This window comes from Kitasatospora sp. NPDC101183 (genome assembly GCF_044767945.1).
Lineage (GTDB): Bacteria > Actinomycetota > Actinomycetes > Streptomycetales > Streptomycetaceae > Kitasatospora.
Genome location: NZ_JBIWOW010000015.1, coordinates 46,122 through 70,171 on the forward strand (window position 1 = coordinate 46,122; position 24,050 = coordinate 70,171).

The window sequence follows — 24,050 nt, forward strand, 5'->3', positions numbered from 1 at the left end:
ACTAGTTGAACACCAGGACGTCGGTGCGCATCGGGATCGAGCTGCCCCAGTCGATGTTGATCTTGAAGGTCACGATCCCGTTGGCGGGGGCGATGCTCGACACCTGGAACGGCGCGGCTCCGACGAAGCGGTGCCCGTTCCCGTCGATCTCGGAGGCCGTGATCACGACGGTCGAGTCGATCCCGATGACGTTCCACGGGAGCTGGAGGTTGAAGACCCCGTGCGACGGGGTCCACGTCCACCAGGCCCGCCACACCGCTCCGACGTTGCCGCCGATCTGCGTGAGGCCCTGGTCGAGGGTGGGCACCGAGGTGTCGAGGATCTCGGGGGCGGAGGATTCGGTCATGACGTCACTCCTTACGCCGGGAGGGCCTTCGAGCCCTCCGAACACTTTGAGTGTCGGTCAGTGTGCGGAGCGTCTGCAATCACTCGTGAGAGTGAACTCCGGCGCACCGCTGTGTCATTGCCGGCCCCGCCGGACGGGCCCTAAGCGGTCCGGCGGGCCCCCTCGGCGGGGACGGCGGTGAGGGTGCGCGGCTCGGTGAGGCCGGCGCGGCGGAAGGCCGCGGCCACCTCGGCGGCGACGCGCTCGGCCTCGGCCGCGTCGACCAGGGCGATGACGGAACCGCCGAAGCCGCCGCCCGTCATCCGTGCGCCGTGGGCCCCGGCGGCGACGGCGGCCTCGACGGCGAGGTCCGTCTCGCGGCAGGAGACCCGGTAGTCGTCGCGCAGGGAGGCGTGGCCGGCGGTGAGAATCGGGCCGAGTCCGGTGAGGCGGCCGGCGTCCAGACAGTCGACGGCCGCCTCGACGCGCGCGTTCTCCGTCACCACGTGCCGCACCAGCGGGACCAGCTCGGCGGGGAGTCGCCCCAGGGCCGACGGCAGGTCGGCGGGCGCGAGGGAGCGCAGGGCGGGCAGCCCGAGGAGGGCGGCCGCGCGTTCGCAGCCCGCGCGCAGGGCGGCGTAGGCGCCGTCGGCCAGGTCGTGCTTGACCCGGGTGTCGAGCACCAGCAGGGCCAGGCCCGCGCCCGCCAGGTCGATCGGTACCTGACGCATCGTCAGGTCGCGGCTGTCCAGGAAGAGCGCGGCGCCCGGGCGGCAGCACATCGAGGCCATCTGGTCCATGATCCCGCAGGGCACGCCGACGAAGGCGTTCTCCGCCCGCTGGGCGAGCAGGGCCAGCTCGGGCGCCGAAAGGCCCAGCCCGTACAGGTCGTTGTACGCGGCGGCGACGGCGCACTCCAGGGCGGCGGAGGAGGAGAGCCCGGCGCCGGTGGGCACCTCGCTGTCCAGCCGCAGGTCGGCGCCGCCGACCTCGTACCCCGCCTCGCGCAGGGCCCAGACGACGGCGGCCGGGTAGGCGGCCCAGCCGGGCACCGACCCGGGGACGAGGCCGGCCACGGCCAGCTCCACGACCGGACCCCCGGCCTGGGCGGACCACAGGCGCAGCAGGCCGTCCGCACGGCGGCGGGCCTGGGCGCGGACGGACTGCGGGAGGGCGATCGGGAGGACGAACCCGCCGTTGTAGTCGGTGTGTTCGCCGATCAGGTTGACCCGGCCGGGGGCGGCCCACTCCCCCTCGGGGGCCTGGCCGAAGAGCTGCTCAAACGTGCTCATGCTGCGACCTCCCGCAGCCGGCGGGCCGCGTCCTCGGGGGTGACGTCGTTGACGAAGGCGTCCATGCCGGACTCCACGCCGGCCAGGTACTTGAGCTTGTCGGCGGTGCGCCGGATGGTGAACAGCTCCAGGTGCAGGGCGAGTTCCTCGCCGTGGGCGGCCGGGGCCTGGTGCCAGGCGGAGATGTACGGGGTGCGGCCGCCGCCGAAGAGGCGGTCGAAGCGGCGCAGCAACTCCAGGTAGAGGTACGGGAATTCGGAGCGCTGCTGCTCGTCCAGGGCGGTGAGGTCGGGGACCCGGCGGTGCGGGTGGAGGTGCACCTCGTAGGGCCAGCGGGCGGCGAAGGGGACGAAGGCCGTCCAGTGCTCGCCGCTGAGCACCACCCGTTCGCCGTGGGCCCGTTCGGCGGCGAGCAGGTCCTCGAAGAGGTTGCGGCCGGTGGCGGCGCGGTGGGCGGCGGCCCGGTCGACGGCGCGGGCCGTGCGCGGGGCGGTGAAGGGGAAGGCGTAGATCTGGCCGTGCGGGTGGGCGAGGGTGACGCCGATCTCCGTGCCCCGGTTCTCGAAGCAGTAGACCTGCTCGACGCCCGGCAGCGCGGAGAGTTCGGCGGTGCGGTCCGTCCAGGCGTCGAGGACGAGCCGGGCGCGCTCGGGGGTGAGGTCGGCGAAGGAGGCGTCGTGGTCGGCGGTGAAGCAGACCACCTCGCAGCGGCCGGCGCCGGGGCCGCTGCGCCACAACCCGTCGGCGGCATCGGTGAGTTCGGCGGGCGGGCCGGCCAGGGAGGGGAAGCGGTTCTCGAAGACGGCGACCTGGTAGTCCTCCGCCGGGATCTCGCTGAGCCGGCCGTCGCGGGACGGGCAGAGCGGGCACTCCTCGGCCGGGGGGCGGTAGGTGCGGGCCTGGCGGTGGGCGGCGATGGTGACCCAGTCGCCGGTGGCGGGGTCGAGCCGCACCTCGGAGCCGTGGGAGGCCGGGTCGAGGGGCCGCCGGTCGACGCTCTCGCGGGGCACGGCGGCGCCCCGGTCGTAGTAGGTCAGCCGGCGTCCGTCCGCGAGGGAGGTGACGGTCCTGGCGGTGGGCTGGGGCATGGGCGGGCTCGTCTTCCTCGTCCTCGGCCGGGAGTGATCCAACAGGATTCAACAGGCTCGAACAGTATCCAACGAAACCCGGTGTCCGGAAGTGTTGGGTTCCTGCGATGATGGGCGTGCCGCGCTTTCCGCCCCGACCCGAGGAGTCGTGCATGACCGACCGCGCCCAGCCGCTCGCCGACCGGCGCAGGGCGGTGATCCTGCAACGGGTCCGCCAGGAGGGCGGGGTCCGGGTCGCGGAGCTCGTCCAGGAACTCGGCGTCTCCGACATGACCGTGCGGCGGGACCTGGAGGTCCTCGCCGGGCGCGGGCTCGTCCACAAGGTGCACGGCGGCGCCGTACGGGCCGAGGCGACGACCGGGCGCGATCCCGGGTTCGCCGCGAAGGCCGTCCGGGAGCAGCCCGCCAAGGAGGCCGCCGCCCGGGCCGCCGCCGCGCTGGTGCCGCCCGGCTCGGCCGTCGCGCTGGCGGGCGGGACGAGCGTCTACGCCGTGGCCCGGCACCTGCGGGCCGTCGAGGGCCTGAGCGTGGTCACCAACTCGCTGCCGACCGCCGACCTCCTCGAACAGCCCGGGGAGGACGGCGCCCCCGCCCGGGCCGACGTCATCCTCACCGGCGGCGTCCGCACCCCCTCGCACACCCTCGTCGGGCCGATCGCCGACCTGACGATCCGCGCGCTCAACGTGGACGTGCTCGTGCTCGGCTGCCACGGCCTCTCCGCCGAGGCCGGGCTGACCACGCCCAACCCCCTGGAGGCCGAGACCAACCGCGCGTTCCTGCGGTCGGCCCGCCGGGTCGTGGTGGTCGCCGACCACACCAAGTGGAACGCCCTGGGGCTGGCCTCCTTCGCGCCGCTGGAGCAGGTGGACGTGCTGGTCACGGACGACGGCCTGGCCGCCGAACTTCGCTCGGAAGCCGCCGAGTTGGTCGGGGAGCTGATCGTGGCGCCGGTGTCGCCGATCTGAGGGACGCCCGAGAAGGGTGAGGTGCGGTGTCTTGTCCCGTTGCCCGTGCGGGGTGCCCGCCGTCAGGCTCGACTCCGGGACGGCGACCCGCGCCGCCCCTCCCGGAGGGAAGATGCCCATGTCCCGTACCCGCGCCCTGGGCGGCCGTTCGGCGGCCGCGCTCCTGGCCGCCTTCGCCCTGCTCGGCACCGGCACGGCGGCGAGCCAGGCGGCGCCCGTGCCGCAGGGCTCCGCTGCTGAGACGTCCACTGCTCGGACATCCGCTGCTCAGACATCCGAGCGGACCGCTCTGCAGAAGTCGCTTCAGGCCTTCGTCGACACCGGCGCCACGGCAGCCGTCGGCGAGGTCCGCCAGGACGGGCGGGCGCTCTGGCGCGGTCGGGCCGGCGTCGCCGACCTGACCACCGGCGAGCCCGTCCCCGCGCACGCCCGGTTCAGGATCGGCAGCGTCACCAAGACCTTCGTCGCCACCGTCGTCCTCCAACTCGCGGGCGAGCGGCGGCTCTCCCTCGACGACACGGTCGAGCACCTCCTGCCCGGCGCCGTGCCGAACGGGGGCGGCATCACCCTGCGCCAACTCCTCAACCACAGCAGCGGACTGGTCGACTACACCGATGCCCCGGGCATCGACCCCCAGACCGAGGAGCAGTGGCGCACCTGGCTCGCCGGGCCGCGCTGGCACACGTACCAGCCGGCCGAGCTGCTCGCCCTCGCCACCGCCCGGGCCCCCTACTTCCCTCCCGGACAGGGCTGGCACTACTCCAACACCAACTACCTGCTCGCCGGCATGATCATCGAGAAGATCACCGGGACCACCTGGCAGCAGGAGGTCGACGAGCGCGTCATCCAGCCGCTCGGCCTGCGCGACACCACCGTGCCCGACGTGTCGCCCCGGGTGCCCGGGCCGCACGCGCACGGGTACGTCAAGCTCTCGACCGGGCCGGTGGACATCACCGAGTTCAACCCGAGCGTCACCTCCGCCGCCGGGCGCGGCATCTCCACGGCCGCCGACCTCAACCGGTTCGTCGCCGCCCTGGTCGGCGGCGAACTCCTGGAGCCCGCCCAGCTCGCCGAGATGGAGCGGCTGACACCCGGTGCACCCGGGGGCGGGTACGGCATGGGGCTGATGCGATTCGACACCCCCTGCGGAGTGTTCTGGGGCCACACCGGAGGGGCGCCCGGGTACGAGACGGCGGTCGCCGGATCGGCCGACGGGCGGCGCCAGTTCTCGCTCTCGGTCAACCCGTACGACAACACCGACGCGGACGGCGGCCGGCGGGCGTTCACCACCTTCCTCCGGACGGCGGCCTGCGGCCCCACCGGGTGAACCCCCGACAGCCGCCCGCGTGCCGTCCGCCCGAGGGATGGTCACGGGCGGGGCAAACCCGCCCCGGGGACGACGGGGTGCGGGACCTCGGGGCGATGGCCCCGACCGCACCCCGGCGGCAGGCTCGACTCCAGGGCGGCGAACGGCGCCGGCCCCTCCCGGAGGGAAGCACCCCATGCCCCGTGCGCGCACCCGCAGGCTCGCCCTGCGCTCCACGGCCGCGCTGCTGGCCGCCGCCGCCCTGCTCGGCACGAGCGCGGCGACCGGCCAGGCGGCACCCGTTCCCCGGGCGTCCGAGCGTGCCGCCCTGAAGCAGGCCCTGCAGGGCGTCGTCGACACCGGCTCCTCGGCGGCCCTCGGCGAGGTCCGCCAGGACGGGCGGACGATCTGGCGCGGGGGCGCGGGCGTCGCCGACCTGGCCACCGGCGAGCCCGTCCCCGCGCGCGCCCGGTTCAGGATCGGCAGCGTGACCAAGACCCTCGTCGCCACCGTCGTCCTCCAACTCGCGGGCGAGCGGCGGCTCTCCCTCGACGACACGGTCGAGCACCTCCTGCCGGGCGCCGTGCCGAACGGGGGCGGCATCACCCTGCGCCAGCTGCTCAACCACACCAGCGGGTTGTTCAACTACACCGACGCCCCGGGCATCGACCCCCAGACCGAGGACCAGTGGCGCGCCTGGCTGGCCGGGCCCCGCTGGCACACCTACACGTCCGCCGACCTGCTCGCCCTCGCCACCACCCGCGCCCCGTACTTCCCGCCCGGGCAGGGCTGGCACTACTCCAACACCAACTACCTGCTCGCCGGGATGATCGTCGAGAAGGTCACCGGGAACCCCTGGCAGGAGGAGGTCGAGGAGCGGATCGTCGAGCCGCTCGGCCTGCGCGACACCAGCATGCCGGGCCTCTCCACCCGGCTCCCCGGGCCGCACGCGCACGGGTACGTCAAGCTCTCCACCGGCCCGGTGGACGTCACCGAGCTCGACCCGTCCGTCCTCTCCGCCGCCGGGAGCGGCATCTCCAGCGCCGCCGACCTCGACCGGTTCATCGCCGCCCTGCTCGGCGGCGAGCTCCTGGAGCCCGCCCAACTCGCCGAGATGACACGGACGGTGGAGGCCGGACCGGGCCGCGCGTGGGGGCTGGGGCTCGCCCGGTTCGACACCCCGTGCGGCGCGTTCTGGGGCCACAGCGGCGACCTGCCCGGCTACTCGACCATGCTCGCCGGATCGGCCGACGGGCACCGCCGGTTCACGCTCTCGTACAACCCGTACGACCACACCGACCCCGGCGCCGCCAAGGGCGCGGTCACGGCCTTCCTCGCCACGGCGGCCTGCGGCCCCACGAGATGACCCCGCGCCGCCGCCCTGTCAACCCCCCTCCCGGCGCGGCGCTACCCTGCTGGGCATGACACAGACGCATCCGTCCCCGACCACCGAGGCTGCCGCCCTGGCCGCCGCCGGGGCCGGGGCCCAGCGGTACGACCTGGGTTCGGCGCTGATCGCGGCCGGGGACGACGCCACCGTCGTCCTCGTCGAGCCCGGGGACCGCCCCGGGCTCGACGGCGTGCAGGACGCGGGCACGGTGCTGCTGACCGGCGCGCCCGTCGACGGGCTGCACACGCGGTTCGTCCACCCCGCCGAGCGGCCGATCCACGTCTACGCCCGGCTCGACGGGGCCTGCCTCCCGCTCGGCGCGGCGATCGCCGCACGGACCGAGTCCGCCGCGCCCGCGATCTCCCACGTCCGGCTGCAGTTCGAACAGCCGCTCGGCCGCGCCCTGTTGGACCTCGTACGGCCCGTGCCCGCGCCCGGGCCGACCCCCGCCGTCGACTGGGTGGACGAGGTGGAGGCGCAGCCGCTGCGGGCGCTCGAAGCCTTCGCCCTCGGCTGGTTCCCGGCCGAGCAGCCGCCTGCCGAGGAGCCCGAACTCGGGCCGGTGCCACCGGCATTGGCCGCCTTCCACCGGCTGGCGCGGCGGCGCCCGGCCCTGCTGCGGTTCGGCAACCCGGTGCTGAAGCGCCCGCGCCGGGCCTCCGGGCCGCTCGGGGGCCGGCTGGTGTTCGCCGAGTGGCTCGGCGGCGGGATGGACTGGTCCGTCCCGTGGCCCCCGGAGGGCCCGGCCAAGGCCGACCCCCGGGTGTGGCACACCGAGGACCCGTACGGGGAGCCGGAGAGCGAGGTCGAGGCGGAGCCGCTCAGCCGCTTCCTGCTGCAGTTCACCCTGTACGAGGCGGTCAACTCCGCGCCGTACCAGGCCTGGGCGCTCAGCGCGCCGAACGAGCGGGTGGCGCCACTGCTGCGGATGCTGCGGCCCGTCCCGCTGGGCCCGTACCTGCCGGCGTACGGCGCCGTGCGGTTCCACGTGGCGCCCGGGCTGATCGCGCGCGTCACCGGGGACGAGCAGGAGGCGGTCGTCACCTTCGGTGCACTTCACCGGGCCGTGTTGACGCCGCTGTCGGCGCACGGCTTCGAATGGCACCGCTTCGACGGGTGACGCTCCTCAGATGGCGGCGGCCATGACCGGTCTCCCCGTCAACTCCACGCCCGCGTCCTGCAGTTCGTCGATCGCCTCCCGGGTGCTGCGTGGGGCGAGACCGGCCGTGTAGTCGAGCAGCACCCGGGTGGCGAAACCCGCCCGTACGGCATCCAGGGCCGTCGCCCGGACGCCGTGGTCCACGGCGGGCCCGACCACGTCCACCGCGTCCACGCCCCGGTCGTGCAGCCAGTCGGCGAGCGGGGTGCCGTCCTCGGAGAACCCCTCGAACCCGCTGGGGGAACCGGAGTTGCCCCCGGTCGAGAACACCTCGTCCACCACCCGCCCGTACGCACCCCGCCCCGCGCCCACCCCCAGAGCCGCGATCACCCGCGCCCACCCCTCCCGCTCCGGCCCCCGGATCAACTCGGCGATGGCCCCGGCCCGTTCCGCCCCTCCCCCACACAACTCCTCCTCCACGTCGACCACGATCAGCGCACGCGTCATCGGCAGGCTCTCTCCCTCTCCGGAGGTGAATGGCGGGCCCAGCTTGACGCGTTGACCGAGCGTAGACGAAGCGCCCACCCGACAGTTCACCCGAACGGAGCCCCGGCTCGGTGCCGCTCAGGACCCGCCTGGGGTGCGGCGCTGCTGGCGCGGGGGATCAGGTCGGTGGGGAGTTCCAGGCCGGTCGTCGGTGGGGCCTCGCCGCGGATCTGGGGGAGGAGGCGGGCGATGAGGGCGGTGGCGATGGCGCGGAGGGGGAGGCGGACGGAGGTGAGTGGGGGGTGGAGGTGGCGACTGAGGGGGGTGTCGTGGAAGCCGGTGACGGCGATGGCGGTGGCGGTGGGGCCGACGGTGAGGCCTTCGGCGCGGACGGCCTCGTAGACGTCGAGGGCCAGCAGGTCGTTGCCCGCCGCGAAGGCGGTCGGGCGGTCGGGGCCGCGCAGCAGGGCGCGGACGGCGGGGACGGTGGAGGCCGGTGGGGCCGGGGAGAGGCCGAGGCGGTGGGCCTCGGCGAGGAAGCCGGCCTGTCGGGCGGCCATCCAGGGCGGGGCGGAGGGCACCCCGAGGTAGCCGATGCGGCGGTGGCCCTGCGCCGCCAAGTGCCGTACCACGGTGGACATCGCCGCCTCGTTGGCGATGTCCACCCAGTGCTGCGGCTCCCCCGGGCCGGTGCGGCCGAAGCTGACGAAGGGGACGCCGAGCCCGGCGAGGTGGGCGATCCGCGGGTCCCGTTCCAGGACGTCGGCGACCACGAGCCCGTCGACCTGGCGGGAGGCGACGAGTTCGTCGATCGCGGCCGACGGGGCGGGCCGGCAGAGCAGGACCCGCTGGCCCTCGGCCCCGGCCGCGTCGACCAGCGCCTCCAGGAAGCCGGCCATCAGCGGGTTGGGGTCGAGGGGGTCGCCCACCGGGGCGAGGTAGCCGAGGACGCGCCGGGCGCCGCTGCGCAGGGAGCGGGCGGACTGGTCGGGCTGGTAGCCGAGTTCGCGGATCGCGGCGGTGACCCGTTCGAGGGTCTGCGGGCGGACGCGGTGGGGTGCGTTGATCGCGTTGGAGACGGTCTGCCGGGAGACCCCGGCCGCGCGGGCCACCTCCTCGATGGTGGTGGCGCCGCGCTGCGGCCGGTGCGGTCCCTCGGGCATCCCGTCCTCCGGTGGTCGTGCGGTCAGCGCCGGTGCAGGGTCAGCAGCCCGCCGCGCGGCACGGGGATCGCCTCCGCCCCGCCCAGGTCGACCTCGCCCTGCCTCAGGACGCGCCCGCGGGCGTCCCGCACGGTCGCCGTGGCCGCCCCGTGGGCGCCGGTGAGCCGGACGTCCGGGTCGGTGTCGGCGTTGGCCACCAGCAGGGTACGCCAGCCGTCGCCGGAGGCGTCCACCGGCAGAGCGGCGTAGCGGGCCACCACGACGGTGTCGGCTCCGCGCGCGACGACCATCGGGTAGCCGAGGTCGGGGCGGGCCGGGAGCAGCTCGCCGAGTTGCAGGGTGGCGGCGTGCTCGCGGAAGACGCCGAGCCAGAAGGCGATCGCCTCGCGCTGGCCCTCGCTCTGCGCGGCGAGGTCGACGGAGATCTGCGGGACGGAGAACAGCACGTTGATCAGGTGGCAGGCGACCTGCTCGGGCGGCTCGGCGGAGTGCCACATCAGCATGTCGGCGTGGACCGGGACGGGCCCGGCGGCGAGCCGCACGTCGATCGTCCGCTGCCGGTTCTCCTGCGGGCTGAGCGGGCAGTCGGTGGCGCGGATCATGGTGACGAACGGCCACAGGCCGGGGCCGACGTACGGCTGGCGGTGCTCGATCATCGCCTCCGGGTTCGCGGCGGTGATCCGGTCGCGGACGGCGGCGAGGAGGCGCTCGACGCCCTCGTCGACGCTCGCGCAGTCCGCGCCGGGGCCGGCCTCCGGGACGTCCTCGCGCTCGGCGGCTCGGGCGAACCAGTCGACGAAGTCGATCTTGAGGCCGTCCATGCCCCACTCCTCGACGGCGCGGGCGAGCCGGTCGGTGAGGAACGCGCGGACCTCGGGGTGGCGGGGGTCGGCGACGACGGCGCCCATGTGGGGGACGTCGGCGAGGGCGTGGTGGCCGATCCGCCGGTAGGCGGCGCTGTCCTTGCCGATGAACGGCAGCGCGTACCAGAGCAGGTAGCGCACGCCGAGGTCGTGCACCCGCTGCACGTGGTCGGCGGTGCCGGGCAGGGAGACGGGCTCCCAGTCGCCGCAGTGGGCGTAGCCGCGGGTGCGGTCGGCGGTCATCCAGCCGTCGTCCACGATGACGACGTCCATGCCGAGCTCCTTGCCGAGCGCGGCCTGGAACTCGACGCCCTCGGGCGAGACGTCCTGGTGCATGGAGTACCAGGTGGAGTAGGCGGGGCGGCGGGCGGCCTCGGGGATGTCGAGCGTCAGGCCCTCGCCCCACCAGGCGGCGAGGTCGGCCAGGGCGCGTCCGAAGTGCCGGCGGGAGGTGTCGATCCGGACGGTGAGCCGGTCGGCGGCCTGGGCCCAGAACCGGAACTCGCCGGTCTCCTCGACGACTCCGGCCCCGACCAGCACGTCCGGACGGCCGGCGGCGAAGGCGCAGAGCGCGACGTCCCCGGTGCCGACCAGCGCGGCGATCGGCGCCCCGAGGGCCGGTCCGGTGCGGCGCGGGGCGCTCCAGGAGGCGGGCAGCCAGCCGGTGCCGCGCGGCTCGGGCGTCCAGAGGGCGGTGGCGTCGACGCAGGGGAGGCGCCATTCGATCCGTACGTCCCCGGCGCCCGCGGCCGTCACCTCCAGGACGCCCTCGGCCACCGCGCGGGTCGTCCCGTTGCCGCTGACCCGCAGGTCCAGGCCCTCGGCGGGGAGCGGGCGCAGGCCGCCGGCGGTGGTGGGGGCGTGGGGTTCCCATACCTCGGTCATGCTCAGCCCTTCGTGGCGCCGGCCAGCAGGCCGGAGATGAACTGCCGTTGGAGGACCAGGAAGAGGACCACCATCGGCAGGGTGGACAGCGCCGTCCCGGAGAGGATGGCGCCGTAGTCGGTGTTGCTCTTGTTGCCGTGCAGGGTCGCGAGGGCGACCGGCAGGGTGTGCATGTCGGGGCTGCGCAGGGCGATCAGCGGCCAGGCGAACTGGTTCCAGGAGCCCAGGAACAGGAAGATGGACAGGGCCGCCAGCACCGGCCGCATGACGGGGACCACCACGCTGAACAGGACGCGGAGTTCGCCCGCGCCGTCGACCCGGGCGGCGTCCAGGAGTTCGTCCGGCAGGCTGCTCAGCGACTGCCGCATCAGGAAGATCGCGAACGGGACGCACAGGCCGGGCAGGATCAGCGCCTGGTAGGTGTTGAGCAGGCCGAAGTCCGTCATCATCGTGAACAGCGGTACCAGCACCACCTGTTCGGGCACCACGAGGGTGGAGAGCAGCAGCCCGAACAGCAGGGTGCGGCCGCGGAAGCGGAACTTGGCGAAGGCGTAGCCCGCGAGCAGAGCGACGACCAGCGCCCCGATGGTCTGGACTCCGGCCACCAGCAGGGAGTTGCCGACGACCCGGAGCAGGCCGATCTTGTCCTGGAGGTGGCTCAGGTTCTCGCCGAGGCTGCCGCCGGGCAGCAGGGCGGGCGGCCAGTCGAAGACCTCCGTGTCCTTGCGGGTGGCGGAGACCACCAGCCAGTAGAAGGGGGCGACGGACAGGCCGGTGACGCCGGCCAGGAGGAAGGTCAGCGGCCAGCCGCGCAGCTTCTTGAGTCGGGTCATCGCTCGCGCTCCCCCATCAGACGCATCTGGGCCGCGCCGAGCACCGAGACGATCAGGGTGAGCGCGTAGGCGACGGCGGAGGCGTAGCCGAAGTCGAAGTACCGGAAGCCGTTCTGGTACAGGTACATGGAGACGGTCAGGGTGGCGTTGTCCGGGCCGCCGCCGGTGAGCACGTAGGGCTCGTCGAAGAGCTGGAGCGTGCCGATGGTGGAGAGCACGACGGTGAACAGCAGCAGCGGGCGCAGCGCGGGGACGGTGATGGAGACGAAGCGGCGGATCGGTCCGGCGCCGTCGACCATCGCGGCCTCGTACAGCTCGGCGGGGATCGACTGGAGGCCGGCCAGATAGATGACGGCGTTGTAGCCGGTGTAGTGCCAGGTGAGCACCAGGACGACGGCCATCCGGGCCCAGAAGGGCTGGCCCATCCAGTCGACGGAGGGCAGTCCGACGGCGCTCAGCAGGCGGTTGACGACGCCGTCGTCGGTCTTGAGCAGGTAGGCGAACATCACGCCGGTGGCGACCAGGCCGGTGACGGAGGGCATGAAGACGCCGAGCCGCCAGACCGTACGCCCGCGCACGAAGAGGGAGTTGATGCCGACGGCCGTCAGCAGCGCGAGCCCGAGCATCAGCGGGACCTGGACGAGGAGGATCTCGCCGGTGTTGCGCAGGGCCGTCCAGAACAGCGGATCGTCCAGCAGGCGGCGGTAGTTGTCGAGGCCGGCGTCACGGGTGGCGGCGCCGGCGCCGGTGGTGAAGGACAGCCGCAGCGAGTCGAGGACCGGGTAGGCCTTGAACAGGCCGAAGGTCAGCAGGGCCGGGGCGAGCAGCAGGTACGGCAGGGCGGTGCGGCGCCACCGGCGGGGCCGGGGCGGCCGTTTCGCGAGGCGGCCGGGTCGGACGGCGGTGCTCACGCTCATGCGATCCCGCGCCCGGTCTGCTGGGCGAGCTGCTTGGCGGCGTCCTGGAGGACGGCGGCCGGGTCGGCGTCCTTGAGCAGGACCTTGACCTGGGCGTCGCTGACGAGCTTGAGGGCGCGGGCGTAGTCGCTGGAGTAGTTGGTGGGGTCGCCGCCGTCGCGGGCGAGGTCGGCGAAGGTCCTGAGCACCGGCTGGCCGCCGTAGTAGGCGCTGGTCGCGGAGTACAGCGGGTCGGACAGCGCCTCGGTGAGGGCGGGGAAGACGCCGCCGGCGGTGAACATGGCGTTCACGGAGGCGGGGCGGGTGACGGCGTACTCGACGAACTTCCAGGCGGCGCGGCGGCGCGGGCTGGAGGCGGCGACGGCGAGGTGGGTGGAGTTGACCAGGGCGGTGCGCTTCCCGCCCGGGGTGACCGCCGGGGGCTTGGTGAGGCGCCAGTTGCCGCTCTGGTCGGGGAACTTCTTCTCGAGGTAGTGCGCGACCCAGGCGGGCATCGCGGCCGCCCCGAGCTTGCCGGCCTTCATCACGGGCACCCAGTTCTGGACGCCGGGGGTGTCACCGACCAGCCCGGCCCCGTCCAGCCGCTTGATGATGCCCAGGGCGCGCACGGCCGCCTCCGAGCCGACGGTGATCTTCCCCTGGAGGTCGAAGTAGAAGGCCCCCTGGAGCTGCATCAGGCCCTGGAGGAAGTCGAGGTCCGGGGTGGGGTTGGCGGCCTTGTTGATCCCGATGACGGCGACGCCGGGGTTGGCGGCCTTGAACCGGTCGGCGACGGCGATGAGGTCGTCCCAGGTGGCGAGGACGGTGGGGTCGATCCCGGCCTTGTCGAAGTAGTCCTTGCGGTAGAAGAACCCGAGCGGGTTGACCTCCCAGGGCAGGGCGTAGGCGTGGCCGTCCTTGCCGGTGACGACCGGCCACAGGCCCTTGGTGAACTTGTCCTTGTGGGCGTCGGCGCCCAGCGCGCTGAGGTCGGCGAGGCCGCCGGGGAACTTCTCCTGGTAGCCGGGCAGGTAGTCGCAGCCGATGTGCAGGACGTCGCCGAGGCCCTGGCCGCCGGCCGCCATGCCGACGGTGATCTTGTCCCAGATGGCGGGCTCGCCGATGTCCTGGACGTCGACCTTGATGCCGGGGTTGTCCTTCTCGAAGGCCGGGACGATGCCGCGCAGGGCGTCGGCGGCGGTGGCCCAGGACCAGACGGTGACGGTGCCGGTGTCGGCGTCCCCGCCGGTGGCGTTCCCCGAGCCGGAGCCGCAGGCCGCGAGGGCCCCGCCTCCGGCGAGGGTGAGCAGGCCCGCTCCTGAGGCGCGGAGCAGATCGCGTCGTGAAAGGTGTGACATTGCATTCCTCTCGATGGGACGGCGCCGGAGGCAAGGGGGATGGGGTGGCGCTCGCGGATTTGAACGTTCAAATGCACAAAACAGAGCAGAACCAAACAGGTTCCAACGAGCGGGGAACAGCAAACGCCCGCCCTCCCCGTGCCGTCAAGACCTCGGCACGGGGAGGGCGGGCTCCGCAATCGTTCCGTTACCAGCCGGGCGCGCGGCGGTCTTCCTGATCGCTCGACAGGGATCGATCGACAGGAGCACCGCCACCCGGTCACTCGGGAGCCGCCCGACGCACGTAGGTTCGGGACTCCAAGGACCCCGAGGGACCGATCCTCACCTTCCCCGCCGAGGCGTGGTCCCGCTTCATCTCCGCCGTCAAGGCCGACGAGATCGCCTCTGTTTGACCGGTCGGCCCTCCCGGAATCCGGGAGGGCCGACCTCAACTCGCCCTACCACTCCGGGCACACGCGGCCGTCCCCACCGTTGGCCCCGAACCCCGCCAGGATTCCGAGCAGTTCCGTCCCGTCCCCCATGACCGTGCGAGAAGTCGACGGGGCGACTCTGCTGGCGAAGTAGCTCATCCGTCCGCCAACCCGCCCCACTCCCCTGCGCACCCACAATCCCGTGCACGAGAAGTCGGCCCCGCCGACTTCTCGTGCACGGATCACCACCCCGGCAACGGGCCCAACCCTTGTCTTCGGGCGGCCCGGCCACGTGTTGGCCGGGCCGCCCAAAAACTGCAGGAATCCAGTTTTGGGGGCCCGAGTGCCAGCGCCCAGGCCCGCCCAAGCACCCTCGCCGAAGCCGCAACCAGCCTCTCCTCGCCCCGGTCCACCCGTTCCGCGCAGGAAGTCGGCCAAGCCGACTTCCTGCGCGGGATGAGGAATCCTGCGGTCCTGCCGGGATCGATGCAGTTCCCTTTCGTCGCCCGCCGGAGGGTTCCGGCGGGCGACGGGACAAGAGCCCTGTGGCACATCAGGGGCGACAGGTCGGAATGCCCCCGAGACACGTGGCGGTGAACGAACCCCGGGCCCTGATGGTGGCGGTGACGATCCCGGTAGCCCAGTAGCCCAGTGGACGGTTGCGGAGCCGGGGCGGCGGCGCTTCGAGGTGGTTGGGGGGTGGAGGCCGCAGCCTCGCATTCTGTGGGTGCCTCAGGGGTGCGGTTGGGGTGGTGATCCGTGCACGAGAAGTCGGTGGGGCCGACTTCTCGTGCACCCGCAGGACGCGGGGTGGCAGCGGCGAGCGGGTTGGCTGTGGTTTCGGCGGCCCCGGCCATCTCTGGCCGGGGCCGCCGTCGCCGCGCGTTTCCGGAGAGGGCCCGCGGGCTGGGTACTCTCTGCGCTCGGGTGGCCTGCCCCGGGTTTCCACTTGTTCCAGCCACGGCTACCACGACAACAGCGTGAGAAGTCGGACGGGCCGACTTCTCACGCTGCGCGGGCGACCGTCAGAGCAGGCCGTCCTCGCTGCTGCACGTGAAGGAGCCGCTGGCCTTGCCCTGGGCGCCCAGCAGCTGGGCGGCCGGCAGGTTGGTGAACTTCACCGTGGTCGCGGTGCGGGTGGCGCCGGAGCCGACGTCGCCCTGCGCCGTCCAGACGGTGGCGCCGGCGCCCTCGCCCTGGGTCAGCACCATGCTCATCTTGCCCGCGCCGTCGAAGGTGACGATGACGCCACCCTTCTTCCCGCTCTTGTGCGACGCGGTCAGCACCAGCTTGCCGCCGGCAGCCTTGTCCCCCAGGCAGGCGCCCTCGCCGAAGGAGTAGGTGCCACCGCTGGGGCCGGTGACGGTCACGGTGTTGGCGCCGTCGGCCGCGCCGTCGGCCGCCGGGGCCGCGGCGCTGGGGGCGGCCGAGGTCGGGGCCGCGGCGGCGGGCGTGGTCGGTGCGGCAGCGGCAGGCGTGGTGGGAGCTGCGGCGGCCGTGGTGGGCGCGGCGTTGTCGGCCTTCGAGGAGGACGAGTCGTTGTTGCAGGCAGTGAGCAGGAGCGCGGAGGCACCGACGAGCGCGACGGCACACACACGGGTCATTCGAATCATGGTCAGACAGTAATGCTTTTGTGTGACAGCCCGATCCGCATTTACCGACGGCTCAGTCCCGATCCCGCAACAGTTGGAAAACGGAACTGACTCTACCGCCCGACCTCCCGCAGCCGGAAGTCCTCCACCGTCTCGCGGCGCAGCAGCAGCCGTGCCCGCCCGTCCCTCACCGCCGCGACGGCCGGACGGCCCACCAGGTTGTAGCCCGAGGCCATCGACAGCTGGTACGCGCCCGCCGCCGGGACGGCCAGCAGGTCGCCGGGGCGAAGGTCCGCCGGGAGCACCGCGTCGCGCACCAGGACGTCGCCGGCCTCGCAGTGCCGCCCGACCACGTCGACCCGGGCCGCGCCCGCCTCGGAGCGGCGGCCCACCAGGCGTACGGAGTACGGCGAACCGTACAGCGCGGGGCGCGGGTTGTCGCTCATGCCGCCGTCCACGGCCGCGAAGCAGCGCCCGTCCGCCGTGTGCTTCACGGAGAGCACCCGGTACACGGCGACGGCCGCCGGTCCGGCGATCGCCCGCCCGGGCTCGACGATCAGGCGCGGCACCTCCAGGTCGTGCTCGGCGCAGCGCACGGCGATCCGGTCGGTGAGGCGGACGGCGAACTCCGCGAGGTCCAACTCCCCGTCGCCGGGCAGGTAGCGGATGCCGTGCCCACCGCCGAGGTCGAGTTCGGGCAGTTCGACGCCGTGCCGGTCGCGGACCTGGGCGAGCAGGCGCACCAGCGCGTCGACGGCCTGAAGGAACGGCTCGGTGTCGGTGATCTGCGAGCCCAAGTGGCAGTGCAGGCCGGCCAGTTCCAGGCCGGGCTGGTCGAGGACGCGGGCGATCGCGTCGGCCGCGTCGCCGCCCTCGATGGGGAAGCCGAACTTCTGGCCGCCGACGCCCGTGCGCACCGCCGCGTGGTGCCCGGCGGCGATGCCGGGGACGACGCGCACGAGCACCTTCTGCGGGGTGTCGGCGGCGACCAGGGCCGCCAGGCGGGCGATCTCGGCGGGGCCGTCGATCACGATCCGCCCGACCCGCAGGCGGCGGGCGAGCCGCAGCTCCTCGGGGGACTTGGCGTTGCCGTGCAGCAGGATGCGGTGCGCGGGGAAGCCGGCGGAGACGGCCAGCCAGAGCTCGCCGGAGGAGCAGACGTCCAGGCCGAGGCCCTCCTCGGCCACCCAGTCGGCCATCGCGCTGCACAGGAACGCCTTGGCGGCGTACAGGACTTCGGCGTGCGGCAGGGCGCGGCGGTACGCGCGGGCGCGGGCGCGGACCTCGGCCTCGTCCAGGACGTACAGCGGGGTGCCGAACCGTTCGGCGGCCTCCGCCAGCCCGACCCCGCCGACCAGCACGTCGCCGCCGGGGCCGGGGCGCGCGGAGGCGGGCCAGGGGCCGCCGAGGGCGTCGGTACGGGTCTCGTCCTGGGTGATGAGCTGGGTCATGTCGGGGTCTCCCGGGGAGGTGGTGGTCAGTCCTCGAAGTGCATCGCGATGCGGCAGTGGGCCGGGCGGGTGCGGGCCCGGTCGGTGTCGGCGGCCGCCGGGGCGGGACGGGGCGGCTCGGGGGCGCCCTCGCCCGGGGTGACGAGGCGGACGGCGCGGCCCGACGGGCGGGCGGTGTCGATGTCGATGACGGCGGTGGCGGTGGTCACGGCGGGCTCCTGGGGCGCGGGGGCGTTCGGCCTTCTCTCCCAGTGGAACGCGCCCGGGGCCGCCCCGGACCGGGCCTTGACGCACGGCCTACGCATCGGGGGCGTACCTTGACGGCCTCCTGACATGCCACTCATCCCCATGTCAGGGAACTGTCAAGGATCGCCCGCCGGACGCCAAGCGCGCGTCAATACCGGCATGGCGCGGGTGGGACGGGTGGTGGGCTGAGGGCCGTCCCCGTCGACACCGAACTCGCCGCCCCCGCCCGTACCGGCGACGCGGGCGGCCCGGAAGGTCCCCGAGACGATGCGCCGTTCGGCCCTCACCCCACCGGATGCCACACCGGTCGCCACACCGGATGCCACCACCGAAGACCGGCAGAACTGGTTCCGACGCCCGGAGCCCTCACCGGCAGAGCCACCGCAGCAACCCCGCCACCGGCCCGGCCCCTCGACCGGCCGCCGCCGCCTCATCACCCGGGAGCAGCTGACCGAGGCACTGCCCGCCGCCGTGCGCAAGCTGCACCCGCGCACCATGCTCCGCAACCCCGTGATGATGGTGGTCGAGACCGGCTCGGCGCTCACCACCCTCACCGCCGTCCTGCACCCGAGCGTCTTCGCCTGGGTGATCTCCTTCTGGCTCTGGCTGACGGTGCTGTTCGCCAACCTGGCCGAGGCCGTGGCGGAGAGCCGGGGCAAGGCGCAGGCCGAGTCGCTGCGCCGCGCGCAGTCCGCGACCACCGCCCGACGCCTGCTGCACTGGCGCGTCGGCACCCGCGACCACCGCCACGAGGTGCTGCCCGCCGAGGAGTTGATGCTGCACGACATCGTGCTGGTGCCCGCCGGGGAGGCGATCCCCCGCGACGGCGAGGTGGTCGAGGGCGTCGCGACCGTGGACGAGTCGGCGATCACCGGGGAGTCCGCGCCGGTGATCCGCGAGTCCGGCGGCGACCGCACGGGCGTCACCGGCGGCACCCGGGTGCTCTCCGACCACCTCGTGATCCGGGTGACCTCCCGGCCCGGGCAGAGCTTCGTGGACCGGATGATCGCCCTGGTCGAGGGCGCGAACCGGCAGAAGACGCCCAACGAGATCGCGCTGAACATCCTGCTCGCCTCGCTCACCATCGTCTTCCTGCTCTCCGTGGTCTCGCTCCAGCCGATGGCCATCTACGCGCACGCGCCCCAGACCACGATCGTGCTGGTGGCGCTGATGGTCGCGCTCATCCCGACCACGATCGGCGCGCTGCTCTCCGCCATCGGCATCGCCGGGATGGACCGGCTGGTGCAGCGCAACGTGATCGCCCTGTCCGGCCGCGCGGTCGAGGCCGCCGGGGACGTGGACGTGCTGCTGCTCGACAAGACCGGCACCATCACGTACGGCAACCGGCGGGCCGTCGCCCTGCACCCGCTGCCGGGCGCGACCACTGAACAGCTGGCCGAGGCAGCCCAGTTGGCCTCTCTCGCGGACGAGACCCCGGAGGGGCGCTCGCTCGTGGAGCTGACGAACCGTCAGTACTGGGTGCCGCCGAGGGAACCCGGCGAGCTCGGCGAGCAGCGGCCCGTCCCGTTCAGCGCGCACAGCCGGATGAGCGGCGTCGACCTCAGCTGGCCGGACGGCGCGAGCTGCCTGATCCGCAAGGGCGCCGCCTCCGCCGTCGCCCGCTGGGTGGTGGACGGCGGCGGACGGATGCCGATGGAGGCCGAACCGCTGGTGGACCGGATCGCCGCCGCCGGCGGCACCCCGCTGCTCGTCGCCGTCCACGACCGGCACGGCGCGCGGGCGCTGGGTGTGGTCGAGCTGAAGGACGTCGTCAAGGAGGGCATCGCGGAGCGCTTCGCCGAGCTGCGGCGGATGGGCATCCGCACGGTGATGGTCACCGGGGACAACCCGCTCACCGCCCGGGCGATCGCCGAGGAGGCCGGGGTCGACGACTACCTCGCCGAGGCCACCCCCGAGGACAAGCTCGCCCACCTCCGCCGCGAGCAGGCCGCCGGGAACATGGTCGCCATGACCGGCGACGGCACCAACGACGCCCCCGCCCTCGCCCAGGCCGACGTCGGCGTGGCGATGAACTCCGGCACCCCGGCCGCCAAGGAGGCCGGGAACATGGTCGACCTCGACTCCAACCCGGCGAAGCTCATCGACATCGTCCGCGTCGGCAAGCAACTCCTCATCACCCGGGGGGCGTTGACGACCTTCTCGATCACCAACGACGTGGCGAAGTTCTTCGCGATCATCCCCGCGATGTTCGCCCACGCCTACCCCGGGCTGCACCACCTCAACATCATGGGCCTGCACAGCCCCACCTCGGCGATCGCCTCCGCGATCGTCTTCAACGCGCTGATCATCGTCGCCCTCATCCCGCTCGCCCTGCGCGGCGTGCGCTACCAGCCCGCCTCGGCCACCGACCTGCTGCGGCGCAACCTGCGGGTGTACGGGCTCGGCGGGCTGATCCTGCCGTTCCTAGGCATCAAGGCGATCGACCTGCTGATCCAGTTCGTGCCCGGGCTGGGGTGATCCCCACGGCTGTCAGGAGGCCGTCAAGAAGTGCGCGGACGGCGTCATGACGGTGTCAGAGCCGGTACGGACGGGGCGGTTCCGGGGTTCACTGGAGGCATCCGAAGCGAGGAGCACCCGAACCGGAGCAGGCACACCGGCGTGCCCGCCGGAGAGACGGAGGCGAACGGCCATGAGCGGGACGACCCGAGTGATCGTCGGCCTGAGCGGATCCCTGAGCAGCCTGGCCGCCCTCTACCACGCCGTCGGCGAGGCGGCCCGCCACCAGGCCGTCCTGGTGCCGGTCGCCGCGTGGACGGCGGGCGAGCGGGACGGGCTCCGGCCGCTGTCCGAGCTGGAGCACGCCGCCCGGCGGCGCCTGGACATCGCCTTCGAGCAGGCCTACGGCGGCTTCCCGTCCGGGCTGGTCATCCACCCGGTGGTGGTCAACGCCGAACCGGGCCCGGCCCTCGTCGCCACCGTCACCGGCCCGGAGGACCTGCTGGTCATCGGCACCGCCACCCGCCGGCGCCTCGACCGGCTGCGGCACAGCACCGTCGCCCGGCACTGCCGGCACCGGGCGGGCTGCCGGGTGGTGGAGGTCTCCCCCTCCGCGCTGCTGACCCGGCTCGAACTGCCCGCCCGGACCGGGGCCCCGCTGCCGCTGCTGGCCCGCTGAAGCAGCCCTGCGGCGCGCTCGGGCCGGCATGCTCGGGTCGGCATGCTCAGGCCGGGGCGCTCAGGCCGGCGCGCCCCGGTCGGATCAGGTGAGCGCTCAGGCCGGATCGCCCAGGTGAGCGCTCAGCCAGCTCAGCGAGGGCGGCAGCAGCCGGTTCCAGGTGGTGAAGTTGTGGCCCCCGCTGTCCACCGTCGCCTGGGCGACGACCAGCGGCGGACGGGCGGCCGCGGCGAAGGCGCTGGAGTCGGCGTACGTGCCGCCGTCCTCCTTGCTGTCCGCGAGCAGCACCGACAGCGCGGGCACCGGCAGGTGGGCCAGGCGCCAGTTCAGGTCGGCCAGTTGGCGCCGCTGGGCGCTGCCCGCGAAGAGGTCGCCGGTGGTCACGTCCTCGGCCGCCTTGAAGTAGCCGGAGAGGGAGACGGCGGCGGCGAAGGTCTGCGGGTGCGTCATGCCGAGCTTGACGGCGCAGTAGCCGCCCGTCGAGTCGCCGATCACGCCGAGGGCGTTCCCCCCGTCGAGGACGCGGTAGGAGGCGCGCAGGTCGGCGGGGACGTCGGTGGCGAAGTACGTCTGCGCCTGCGGCCCGCCGGGGACGTCCTCGCACTCGCTGTCGCGGGGCATCGAGGGCGAGGGGCGCATCAGGACGAGGACGGTGGGCTTCATCGCGCCCGTGCGCAGCAGGTCGAGCTCGTGCGCGGGGTAGCGGAGCTTGCCGACGAGGTTGGCGGCGTCGCCGGGGAAGCCCGTGAGCACCAGGACGGCCGGGAAGCGCCTGGCCTCGTTGCCGGGCTGGAAGTACTGCGGGGGCAGGTAGACGTACCCGTCCGTGCTGAGGCCGGTCGTCGTGCCGGGCAGGCGGACGCGGTCCAGCCGCCCGACCTGCGCCCGGTCCCGGCTCGCGGAGGCGGCGCCGGTGACCTCGGCCGTGCCGAGCACCTGCACGCCGGGCGGGGCCCCCGGGCCGGCTCCCTGGATGACGGCGGTGCCGCGCTCGTGGCCGAAGAGGTCGGACCAGCTGCTGTAGAAGACGAAGTAGTCGTTGACGGCGAGGCCCAGCGTGGCCAGCAGTGCCAGCTGCGTCACGAGGACGGTGCCCAGCCGCAGGAACATCGCGGGCCAGCTGCGGACGGCCAGCCTGGGCCAGACCCAGAGCGTGCCCAGCACGGTACCCACGGCGAGCAGCGCCAGCAGGGCGAGCAGCTTGTGACTGGTGAGTCCCATCGGTACGGCCTCCCCCACCACTGTGGACCACCTGCGGCATCCGTGCATCGAACTTCTACACGACTGTCGAGCACATGCCATCCCCGGAGTTATGCTGGCCCGAGCCCCGACCCCGGACCGGGGCGCACCCGACCGCGCCCGCCGCCCGGCCCCTCCGGAATCACGCCGGCCGTGAACCCTCTACCCGCATACGTGTTCTGACGCCACGTCAATTCGCTACGTGCCCCGGGCCGCCCACGGCCGTTGTACCGGAGGTGAGTCGCCGAGCCCGTCCGCAGCCGCCGGTCACCCGGCCGAGGAAGAGGTCCCGCATGTCGACATCCCGGTTCCGGTTCCGCCCGCGGCCCGGCGAGGCGGTCGCACTGATCAGCGCGCTCGGGCTGCTCCTGACGGAGGAGATCGCCCTCGGGCTGGCCGAGGAGGAGGACCGCCCGGTCATCGGCGCCTTCCTGGTCGCCGCCTCCGGCGCGGGGCTCCTGATCGCCGGCGCCGTCCTGGTCCTCCGCTGGCTGGACGTCCGCCGCCCCCTGCCCCTGCCCCCGACCGGCCCCAACGGACGCGAGTACAGCGCCCGCGCCCTGGAGGACTTCCCGATGGACGCCGTGCGGCCGCTACTGCTGGGCGAACAGGCGCCGCAGCTCGGGCAGTTGTACTCCGCCTGGATGCTCGCGCGGGCCGGCCGCCCCGCGCCCTGGATCGCCCGGCGCCTCGACATCCCGCTGGACGCGGCCCGGCTGCTGGTCGAGGCGGCCCGGGGCTGAGCCACCTCGGGGCGGAGGCGGCGGCCTCAGCGGCGCTGCTGGCCCGGGAGGGCGTTGGCCTGCGACACCAGGTACGGGACCAGGCCGCGCTCGGCGAGGGCGAGGCGCCAGTCGTCGCGGGCCCGGGCCACCTCGCCCGCGCCGCCGTTCCCCTCGGCCGCCTCGGCCTCCCGCTCCCGCGAGGCCGCGCCCAGCAGGCCCAGGCCGCCCACCAGCAGGCTCACCGCCGCCACGCCCGCCGCGATCCAGCCGGCGGCCACCAGGGCGTCGCCGAGCACCTCCAGGTCCTCGGCCAGCCCGAAGACGTACCCGAGCACCAGGAAGATCGCGGCGGCGGCCCCGGCGATGATCGGCACTATGACCCCGAGCACGCCCCACAGGCCCGACACCCGGCCCCCGCCCGGCGCGTCCACGGGCAGCCGCGACACCGCGTCCGCGTCGGCGCGCATCGTCGCGTACCGCTCGTACTCGGGCGCGGCGGCGGCCAGTACGAACTCGGCGTTCTCGCGCGCGCTCCGGCGCAGCCGCTCCGCGCCGCGCCCGTCGTCCCCGCCGTCCCGCAGCGCCGCCCGCACCTGCGGGCCGGCGAGCGCACGCCCGAGTTCCGTCTCGAAGTCGGCCCGGTCCTGCTGCGGCAGTCGAAGCGGCCTGTCCATCCTGCGTCCCCGTTCGCTGATCACCTGCGGGCCAATGTTCTACAGCACTGTAGAACAAAGGGCCAGACCGGAGCAGCCCCGGGATGGCAGCAGTCGCCGGTACGCACGCGCCCGGCGCCGCGCGGGGCGGCGCCGGGCGGTCAGGGGCGGGGCCGTCAGGAGGCCGCGAGCTTGGAGCGGCGGGCGTCGGCGGCGGCGGGCGGGGTGGCGCCGATGTTGGTGACGGTGGCGGTGAGGACGGCGTCGGCGCCGGGGATCCAGTTGACGGTCTTGGACTGGACCGTGATCTGCCGGTGCTGTGGCGTGCCGTCGCAGACGACGTCGGCCTCGGCGGTGCGGCTGGAGCCGAAGGCGCGCGAGGAGGAGTCCTCCGGGTCGACCTGGTCGACGGAGACGGTGAGGGAGCGGGCCTCCTCCGCGATCGGGCAGGTGTAGTCGACGTCCACCCGGACCTTGCCGGGGATCTTCGGGTCGATGCGGGCGTCACCCAGGGTGACCACGGTGGCCGCCGGGGCCGGGTCGTCCGCCGGGGTGAGGGCCTGGGCGGGGGCGGCGAGGCCGACGAGGGCCCCGGTGAGAACCGTCAGGGTGAACCAGCGCTGCACTGCAACCTCCGAGGTCAGGGACG

22 protein-coding genes and 1 pseudogene are annotated in these 24,050 nt (G+C 74.0%); 8 read left to right on the plus strand and 15 right to left on the minus strand.

All coding sequences use genetic code 11. The features are described from left to right. Nucleotide 1: 1 nt before the first annotated feature. From ACIRRS_RS21865 to galT, 3 genes are all read right to left on the minus strand, one after another. Nucleotides 2-346 (minus strand): hypothetical protein, encoded by a 345-nt coding sequence (locus ACIRRS_RS21865; protein WP_402973061.1) that lies wholly within the window; start codon nucleotides 344-346, stop codon nucleotides 2-4. A gap of 140 nt (nucleotides 347-486) precedes the next feature. Beyond that, a complete protein-coding gene (galK, locus tag ACIRRS_RS21870) occupies nucleotides 487-1,617 on the minus strand; it encodes a galactokinase (protein WP_402973064.1) in 1,131 nt (376 codons plus the stop codon). Then, entirely contained in the window at nucleotides 1,614-2,705 is a 1,092-nt protein-coding gene (galT, locus tag ACIRRS_RS21875) for a galactose-1-phosphate uridylyltransferase (protein WP_402973067.1), read from the minus strand. Before galT ends, galK begins: the two co-directional genes overlap by 4 nt. Before the next feature lie 152 nt (nucleotides 2,706-2,857). Here galT and ACIRRS_RS21880 point away from each other — a divergent pair, with 152 nt between their 5' ends. The 4 genes from ACIRRS_RS21880 (at nucleotide 2,858) to ACIRRS_RS21895 (ending at nucleotide 7,486) form a co-directional block, all read left to right on the plus strand. After that, complete coding sequence (locus tag ACIRRS_RS21880; RefSeq protein WP_402973070.1) at nucleotides 2,858-3,670, plus strand: DeoR/GlpR family DNA-binding transcription regulator; 813 nt, start codon at nucleotides 2,858-2,860, stop codon at nucleotides 3,668-3,670. Between the two features lie 118 nt (nucleotides 3,671-3,788). Continuing rightward, nucleotides 3,789-4,997 (plus strand): serine hydrolase domain-containing protein, encoded by a 1,209-nt coding sequence (locus tag ACIRRS_RS21885; RefSeq protein WP_402973073.1) that lies wholly within the window; start codon nucleotides 3,789-3,791, stop codon nucleotides 4,995-4,997. A 175-nt stretch (nucleotides 4,998-5,172) separates the two neighbouring features. Continuing rightward, complete coding sequence (locus ACIRRS_RS21890) at nucleotides 5,173-6,342, plus strand: serine hydrolase domain-containing protein (RefSeq protein WP_402973076.1); 1,170 nt, start codon at nucleotides 5,173-5,175, stop codon at nucleotides 6,340-6,342. Between the two features lie 55 nt (nucleotides 6,343-6,397). After that, nucleotides 6,398-7,486 (plus strand): hypothetical protein, encoded by a 1,089-nt coding sequence (locus ACIRRS_RS21895; protein WP_402973078.1) that lies wholly within the window; start codon nucleotides 6,398-6,400, stop codon nucleotides 7,484-7,486. Nucleotides 7,487-7,492: 6 nt separating this feature from the next. Here ACIRRS_RS21895 and ACIRRS_RS21900 read toward each other — a convergent pair whose 3' ends face one another. From ACIRRS_RS21900 to ACIRRS_RS21925, 6 genes are all read right to left on the minus strand, one after another. After that, nucleotides 7,493-7,972 carry an isochorismatase family protein gene (locus tag ACIRRS_RS21900; protein ID WP_402973081.1) on the minus strand — a complete coding sequence of 160 codons (480 nt, stop codon included), beginning with the start codon at nucleotides 7,970-7,972 and terminating at the stop codon, nucleotides 7,493-7,495. Nucleotides 7,973-8,058: 86 nt separating this feature from the next. Next, on the minus strand, nucleotides 8,059-9,114 hold the full coding sequence (locus ACIRRS_RS21905; RefSeq protein WP_402973083.1) for a LacI family DNA-binding transcriptional regulator: 1,056 nt from the start codon (nucleotides 9,112-9,114) through the stop codon (nucleotides 8,059-8,061). A gap of 23 nt (nucleotides 9,115-9,137) precedes the next feature. After that, nucleotides 9,138-10,862, minus strand: a complete 1,725-nt coding sequence (locus ACIRRS_RS21910) for a glycoside hydrolase family 36 protein (RefSeq protein ID WP_402973085.1) — start codon at nucleotides 10,860-10,862, stop codon at nucleotides 9,138-9,140. A 2-nt stretch (nucleotides 10,863-10,864) separates the two neighbouring features. Then, nucleotides 10,865-11,695 (minus strand): carbohydrate ABC transporter permease, encoded by an 831-nt coding sequence (locus tag ACIRRS_RS21915; RefSeq protein WP_402973087.1) that lies wholly within the window; start codon nucleotides 11,693-11,695, stop codon nucleotides 10,865-10,867. After that, nucleotides 11,692-12,612 carry a carbohydrate ABC transporter permease gene (locus ACIRRS_RS21920; RefSeq protein ID WP_402973089.1) on the minus strand — a complete coding sequence of 307 codons (921 nt, stop codon included), beginning with the start codon at nucleotides 12,610-12,612 and terminating at the stop codon, nucleotides 11,692-11,694. The genes ACIRRS_RS21915 and ACIRRS_RS21920 overlap by 4 nt, the downstream gene beginning before the upstream one ends. Next, on the minus strand, nucleotides 12,609-13,949 hold the full coding sequence (locus tag ACIRRS_RS21925; RefSeq protein WP_402973091.1) for an ABC transporter substrate-binding protein: 1,341 nt from the start codon (nucleotides 13,947-13,949) through the stop codon (nucleotides 12,609-12,611). The genes ACIRRS_RS21920 and ACIRRS_RS21925 overlap by 4 nt, the downstream gene beginning before the upstream one ends. Nucleotides 13,950-14,248: 299 nt before the next feature. Between ACIRRS_RS21925 and ACIRRS_RS21930 the strand changes: the two are divergent. Next, nucleotides 14,249-14,341, plus strand: a pseudogene (locus ACIRRS_RS21930) (DUF397 domain-containing protein); the annotation flags it as partial. A 1,043-nt stretch (nucleotides 14,342-15,384) separates the two neighbouring features. Here ACIRRS_RS21930 and ACIRRS_RS21935 read toward each other — a convergent pair. The 3 genes from ACIRRS_RS21935 to ACIRRS_RS21945 all read right to left on the minus strand — a co-directional run bounded on the left by ACIRRS_RS21935 (nucleotide 15,385) and on the right by ACIRRS_RS21945 (nucleotide 17,611). Further along, nucleotides 15,385-15,963, minus strand: a complete 579-nt coding sequence (locus ACIRRS_RS21935; RefSeq protein WP_402973093.1) for a hypothetical protein — start codon at nucleotides 15,961-15,963, stop codon at nucleotides 15,385-15,387. Nucleotides 15,964-16,064: 101 nt separating this feature from the next. Further along, complete coding sequence (lysA, locus tag ACIRRS_RS21940; RefSeq protein ID WP_402973095.1) at nucleotides 16,065-17,402, minus strand: diaminopimelate decarboxylase; 1,338 nt, start codon at nucleotides 17,400-17,402, stop codon at nucleotides 16,065-16,067. Nucleotides 17,403-17,428: 26 nt separating this feature from the next. Continuing rightward, nucleotides 17,429-17,611 (minus strand): hypothetical protein, encoded by a 183-nt coding sequence (locus ACIRRS_RS21945; RefSeq protein WP_402973097.1) that lies wholly within the window; start codon nucleotides 17,609-17,611, stop codon nucleotides 17,429-17,431. Nucleotides 17,612-17,915: 304 nt separating this feature from the next. Here ACIRRS_RS21945 and kdpB point away from each other — a divergent pair, with 304 nt between their 5' ends. Further along, a complete protein-coding gene (kdpB, locus tag ACIRRS_RS21950) occupies nucleotides 17,916-20,126 on the plus strand; it encodes a potassium-transporting ATPase subunit KdpB (RefSeq protein ID WP_402973099.1) in 2,211 nt (736 codons plus the stop codon). Nucleotides 20,127-20,298: 172 nt separating this feature from the next. After that, complete coding sequence (locus ACIRRS_RS21955; protein ID WP_402973101.1) at nucleotides 20,299-20,784, plus strand: universal stress protein; 486 nt, start codon at nucleotides 20,299-20,301, stop codon at nucleotides 20,782-20,784. Nucleotides 20,785-20,880: 96 nt separating this feature from the next. Here ACIRRS_RS21955 and ACIRRS_RS21960 read toward each other — a convergent pair whose 3' ends face one another. After that, entirely contained in the window at nucleotides 20,881-22,005 is a 1,125-nt protein-coding gene (locus ACIRRS_RS21960) for an alpha/beta hydrolase (protein WP_402973103.1), read from the minus strand. A gap of 311 nt (nucleotides 22,006-22,316) precedes the next feature. On the opposite strand from ACIRRS_RS21960, the gene ACIRRS_RS21965 reads away from it, so the two are divergent. Then, nucleotides 22,317-22,766 (plus strand): hypothetical protein, encoded by a 450-nt coding sequence (locus ACIRRS_RS21965; protein WP_402973105.1) that lies wholly within the window; start codon nucleotides 22,317-22,319, stop codon nucleotides 22,764-22,766. Nucleotides 22,767-22,792: 26 nt separating this feature from the next. Here ACIRRS_RS21965 and ACIRRS_RS21970 read toward each other — a convergent pair whose 3' ends face one another. Together ACIRRS_RS21970 and ACIRRS_RS21975 are read right to left on the minus strand one after the other, a co-directional pair. Beyond that, entirely contained in the window at nucleotides 22,793-23,422 is a 630-nt protein-coding gene (locus ACIRRS_RS21970; protein ID WP_402973107.1) for a hypothetical protein, read from the minus strand. Between the two features lie 155 nt (nucleotides 23,423-23,577). Continuing rightward, on the minus strand, nucleotides 23,578-24,027 hold the full coding sequence (locus ACIRRS_RS21975; RefSeq protein WP_402973110.1) for a hypothetical protein: 450 nt from the start codon (nucleotides 24,025-24,027) through the stop codon (nucleotides 23,578-23,580). Nucleotides 24,028-24,050: the final 23 nt, after the last annotated feature.

Coding starts and splice junctions, on each gene's coding strand:
- ACIRRS_RS21905 (WP_402973083.1), bottom strand. CDS start 9,114: ATGCCCGAGGGACCGCACCGGCCGCAGCGCGGCGCCACCACCATCGAG.
- lysA (WP_402973095.1), bottom strand. CDS start 17,402: ATGACCCAGCTCATCACCCAGGACGAGACCCGTACCGACGCCCTCGGC.
- ACIRRS_RS21920 (WP_402973089.1), bottom strand. CDS start 12,612: ATGAGCGTGAGCACCGCCGTCCGACCCGGCCGCCTCGCGAAACGGCCG.
- ACIRRS_RS21960 (WP_402973103.1), bottom strand. CDS start 22,005: ATGGGACTCACCAGTCACAAGCTGCTCGCCCTGCTGGCGCTGCTCGCC.
- ACIRRS_RS21965 (WP_402973105.1), top strand. CDS start 22,317: ATGTCGACATCCCGGTTCCGGTTCCGCCCGCGGCCCGGCGAGGCGGTC.
- ACIRRS_RS21935 (WP_402973093.1), bottom strand. CDS start 15,963: ATGACCCGTGTGTGTGCCGTCGCGCTCGTCGGTGCCTCCGCGCTCCTG.
- ACIRRS_RS21895 (WP_402973078.1), top strand. CDS start 6,398: ATGACACAGACGCATCCGTCCCCGACCACCGAGGCTGCCGCCCTGGCC.
- ACIRRS_RS21880 (WP_402973070.1), top strand. CDS start 2,858: ATGACCGACCGCGCCCAGCCGCTCGCCGACCGGCGCAGGGCGGTGATC.
- ACIRRS_RS21925 (WP_402973091.1), bottom strand. CDS start 13,949: ATGTCACACCTTTCACGACGCGATCTGCTCCGCGCCTCAGGAGCGGGC.
- kdpB (WP_402973099.1), top strand. CDS start 17,916: ATGCGCCGTTCGGCCCTCACCCCACCGGATGCCACACCGGTCGCCACA.
- ACIRRS_RS21915 (WP_402973087.1), bottom strand. CDS start 11,695: ATGACCCGACTCAAGAAGCTGCGCGGCTGGCCGCTGACCTTCCTCCTG.
- ACIRRS_RS21865 (WP_402973061.1), bottom strand. CDS start 346: ATGACCGAATCCTCCGCCCCCGAGATCCTCGACACCTCGGTGCCCACC.
- ACIRRS_RS21970 (WP_402973107.1), bottom strand. CDS start 23,422: ATGGACAGGCCGCTTCGACTGCCGCAGCAGGACCGGGCCGACTTCGAG.
- ACIRRS_RS21890 (WP_402973076.1), top strand. CDS start 5,173: ATGCCCCGTGCGCGCACCCGCAGGCTCGCCCTGCGCTCCACGGCCGCG.
- ACIRRS_RS21900 (WP_402973081.1), bottom strand. CDS start 7,972: ATGACGCGTGCGCTGATCGTGGTCGACGTGGAGGAGGAGTTGTGTGGG.
- galT (WP_402973067.1), bottom strand. CDS start 2,705: ATGCCCCAGCCCACCGCCAGGACCGTCACCTCCCTCGCGGACGGACGC.
- ACIRRS_RS21910 (WP_402973085.1), bottom strand. CDS start 10,862: ATGACCGAGGTATGGGAACCCCACGCCCCCACCACCGCCGGCGGCCTG.
- galK (WP_402973064.1), bottom strand. CDS start 1,617: ATGAGCACGTTTGAGCAGCTCTTCGGCCAGGCCCCCGAGGGGGAGTGG.
- ACIRRS_RS21955 (WP_402973101.1), top strand. CDS start 20,299: ATGAGCGGGACGACCCGAGTGATCGTCGGCCTGAGCGGATCCCTGAGC.
- ACIRRS_RS21885 (WP_402973073.1), top strand. CDS start 3,789: ATGTCCCGTACCCGCGCCCTGGGCGGCCGTTCGGCGGCCGCGCTCCTG.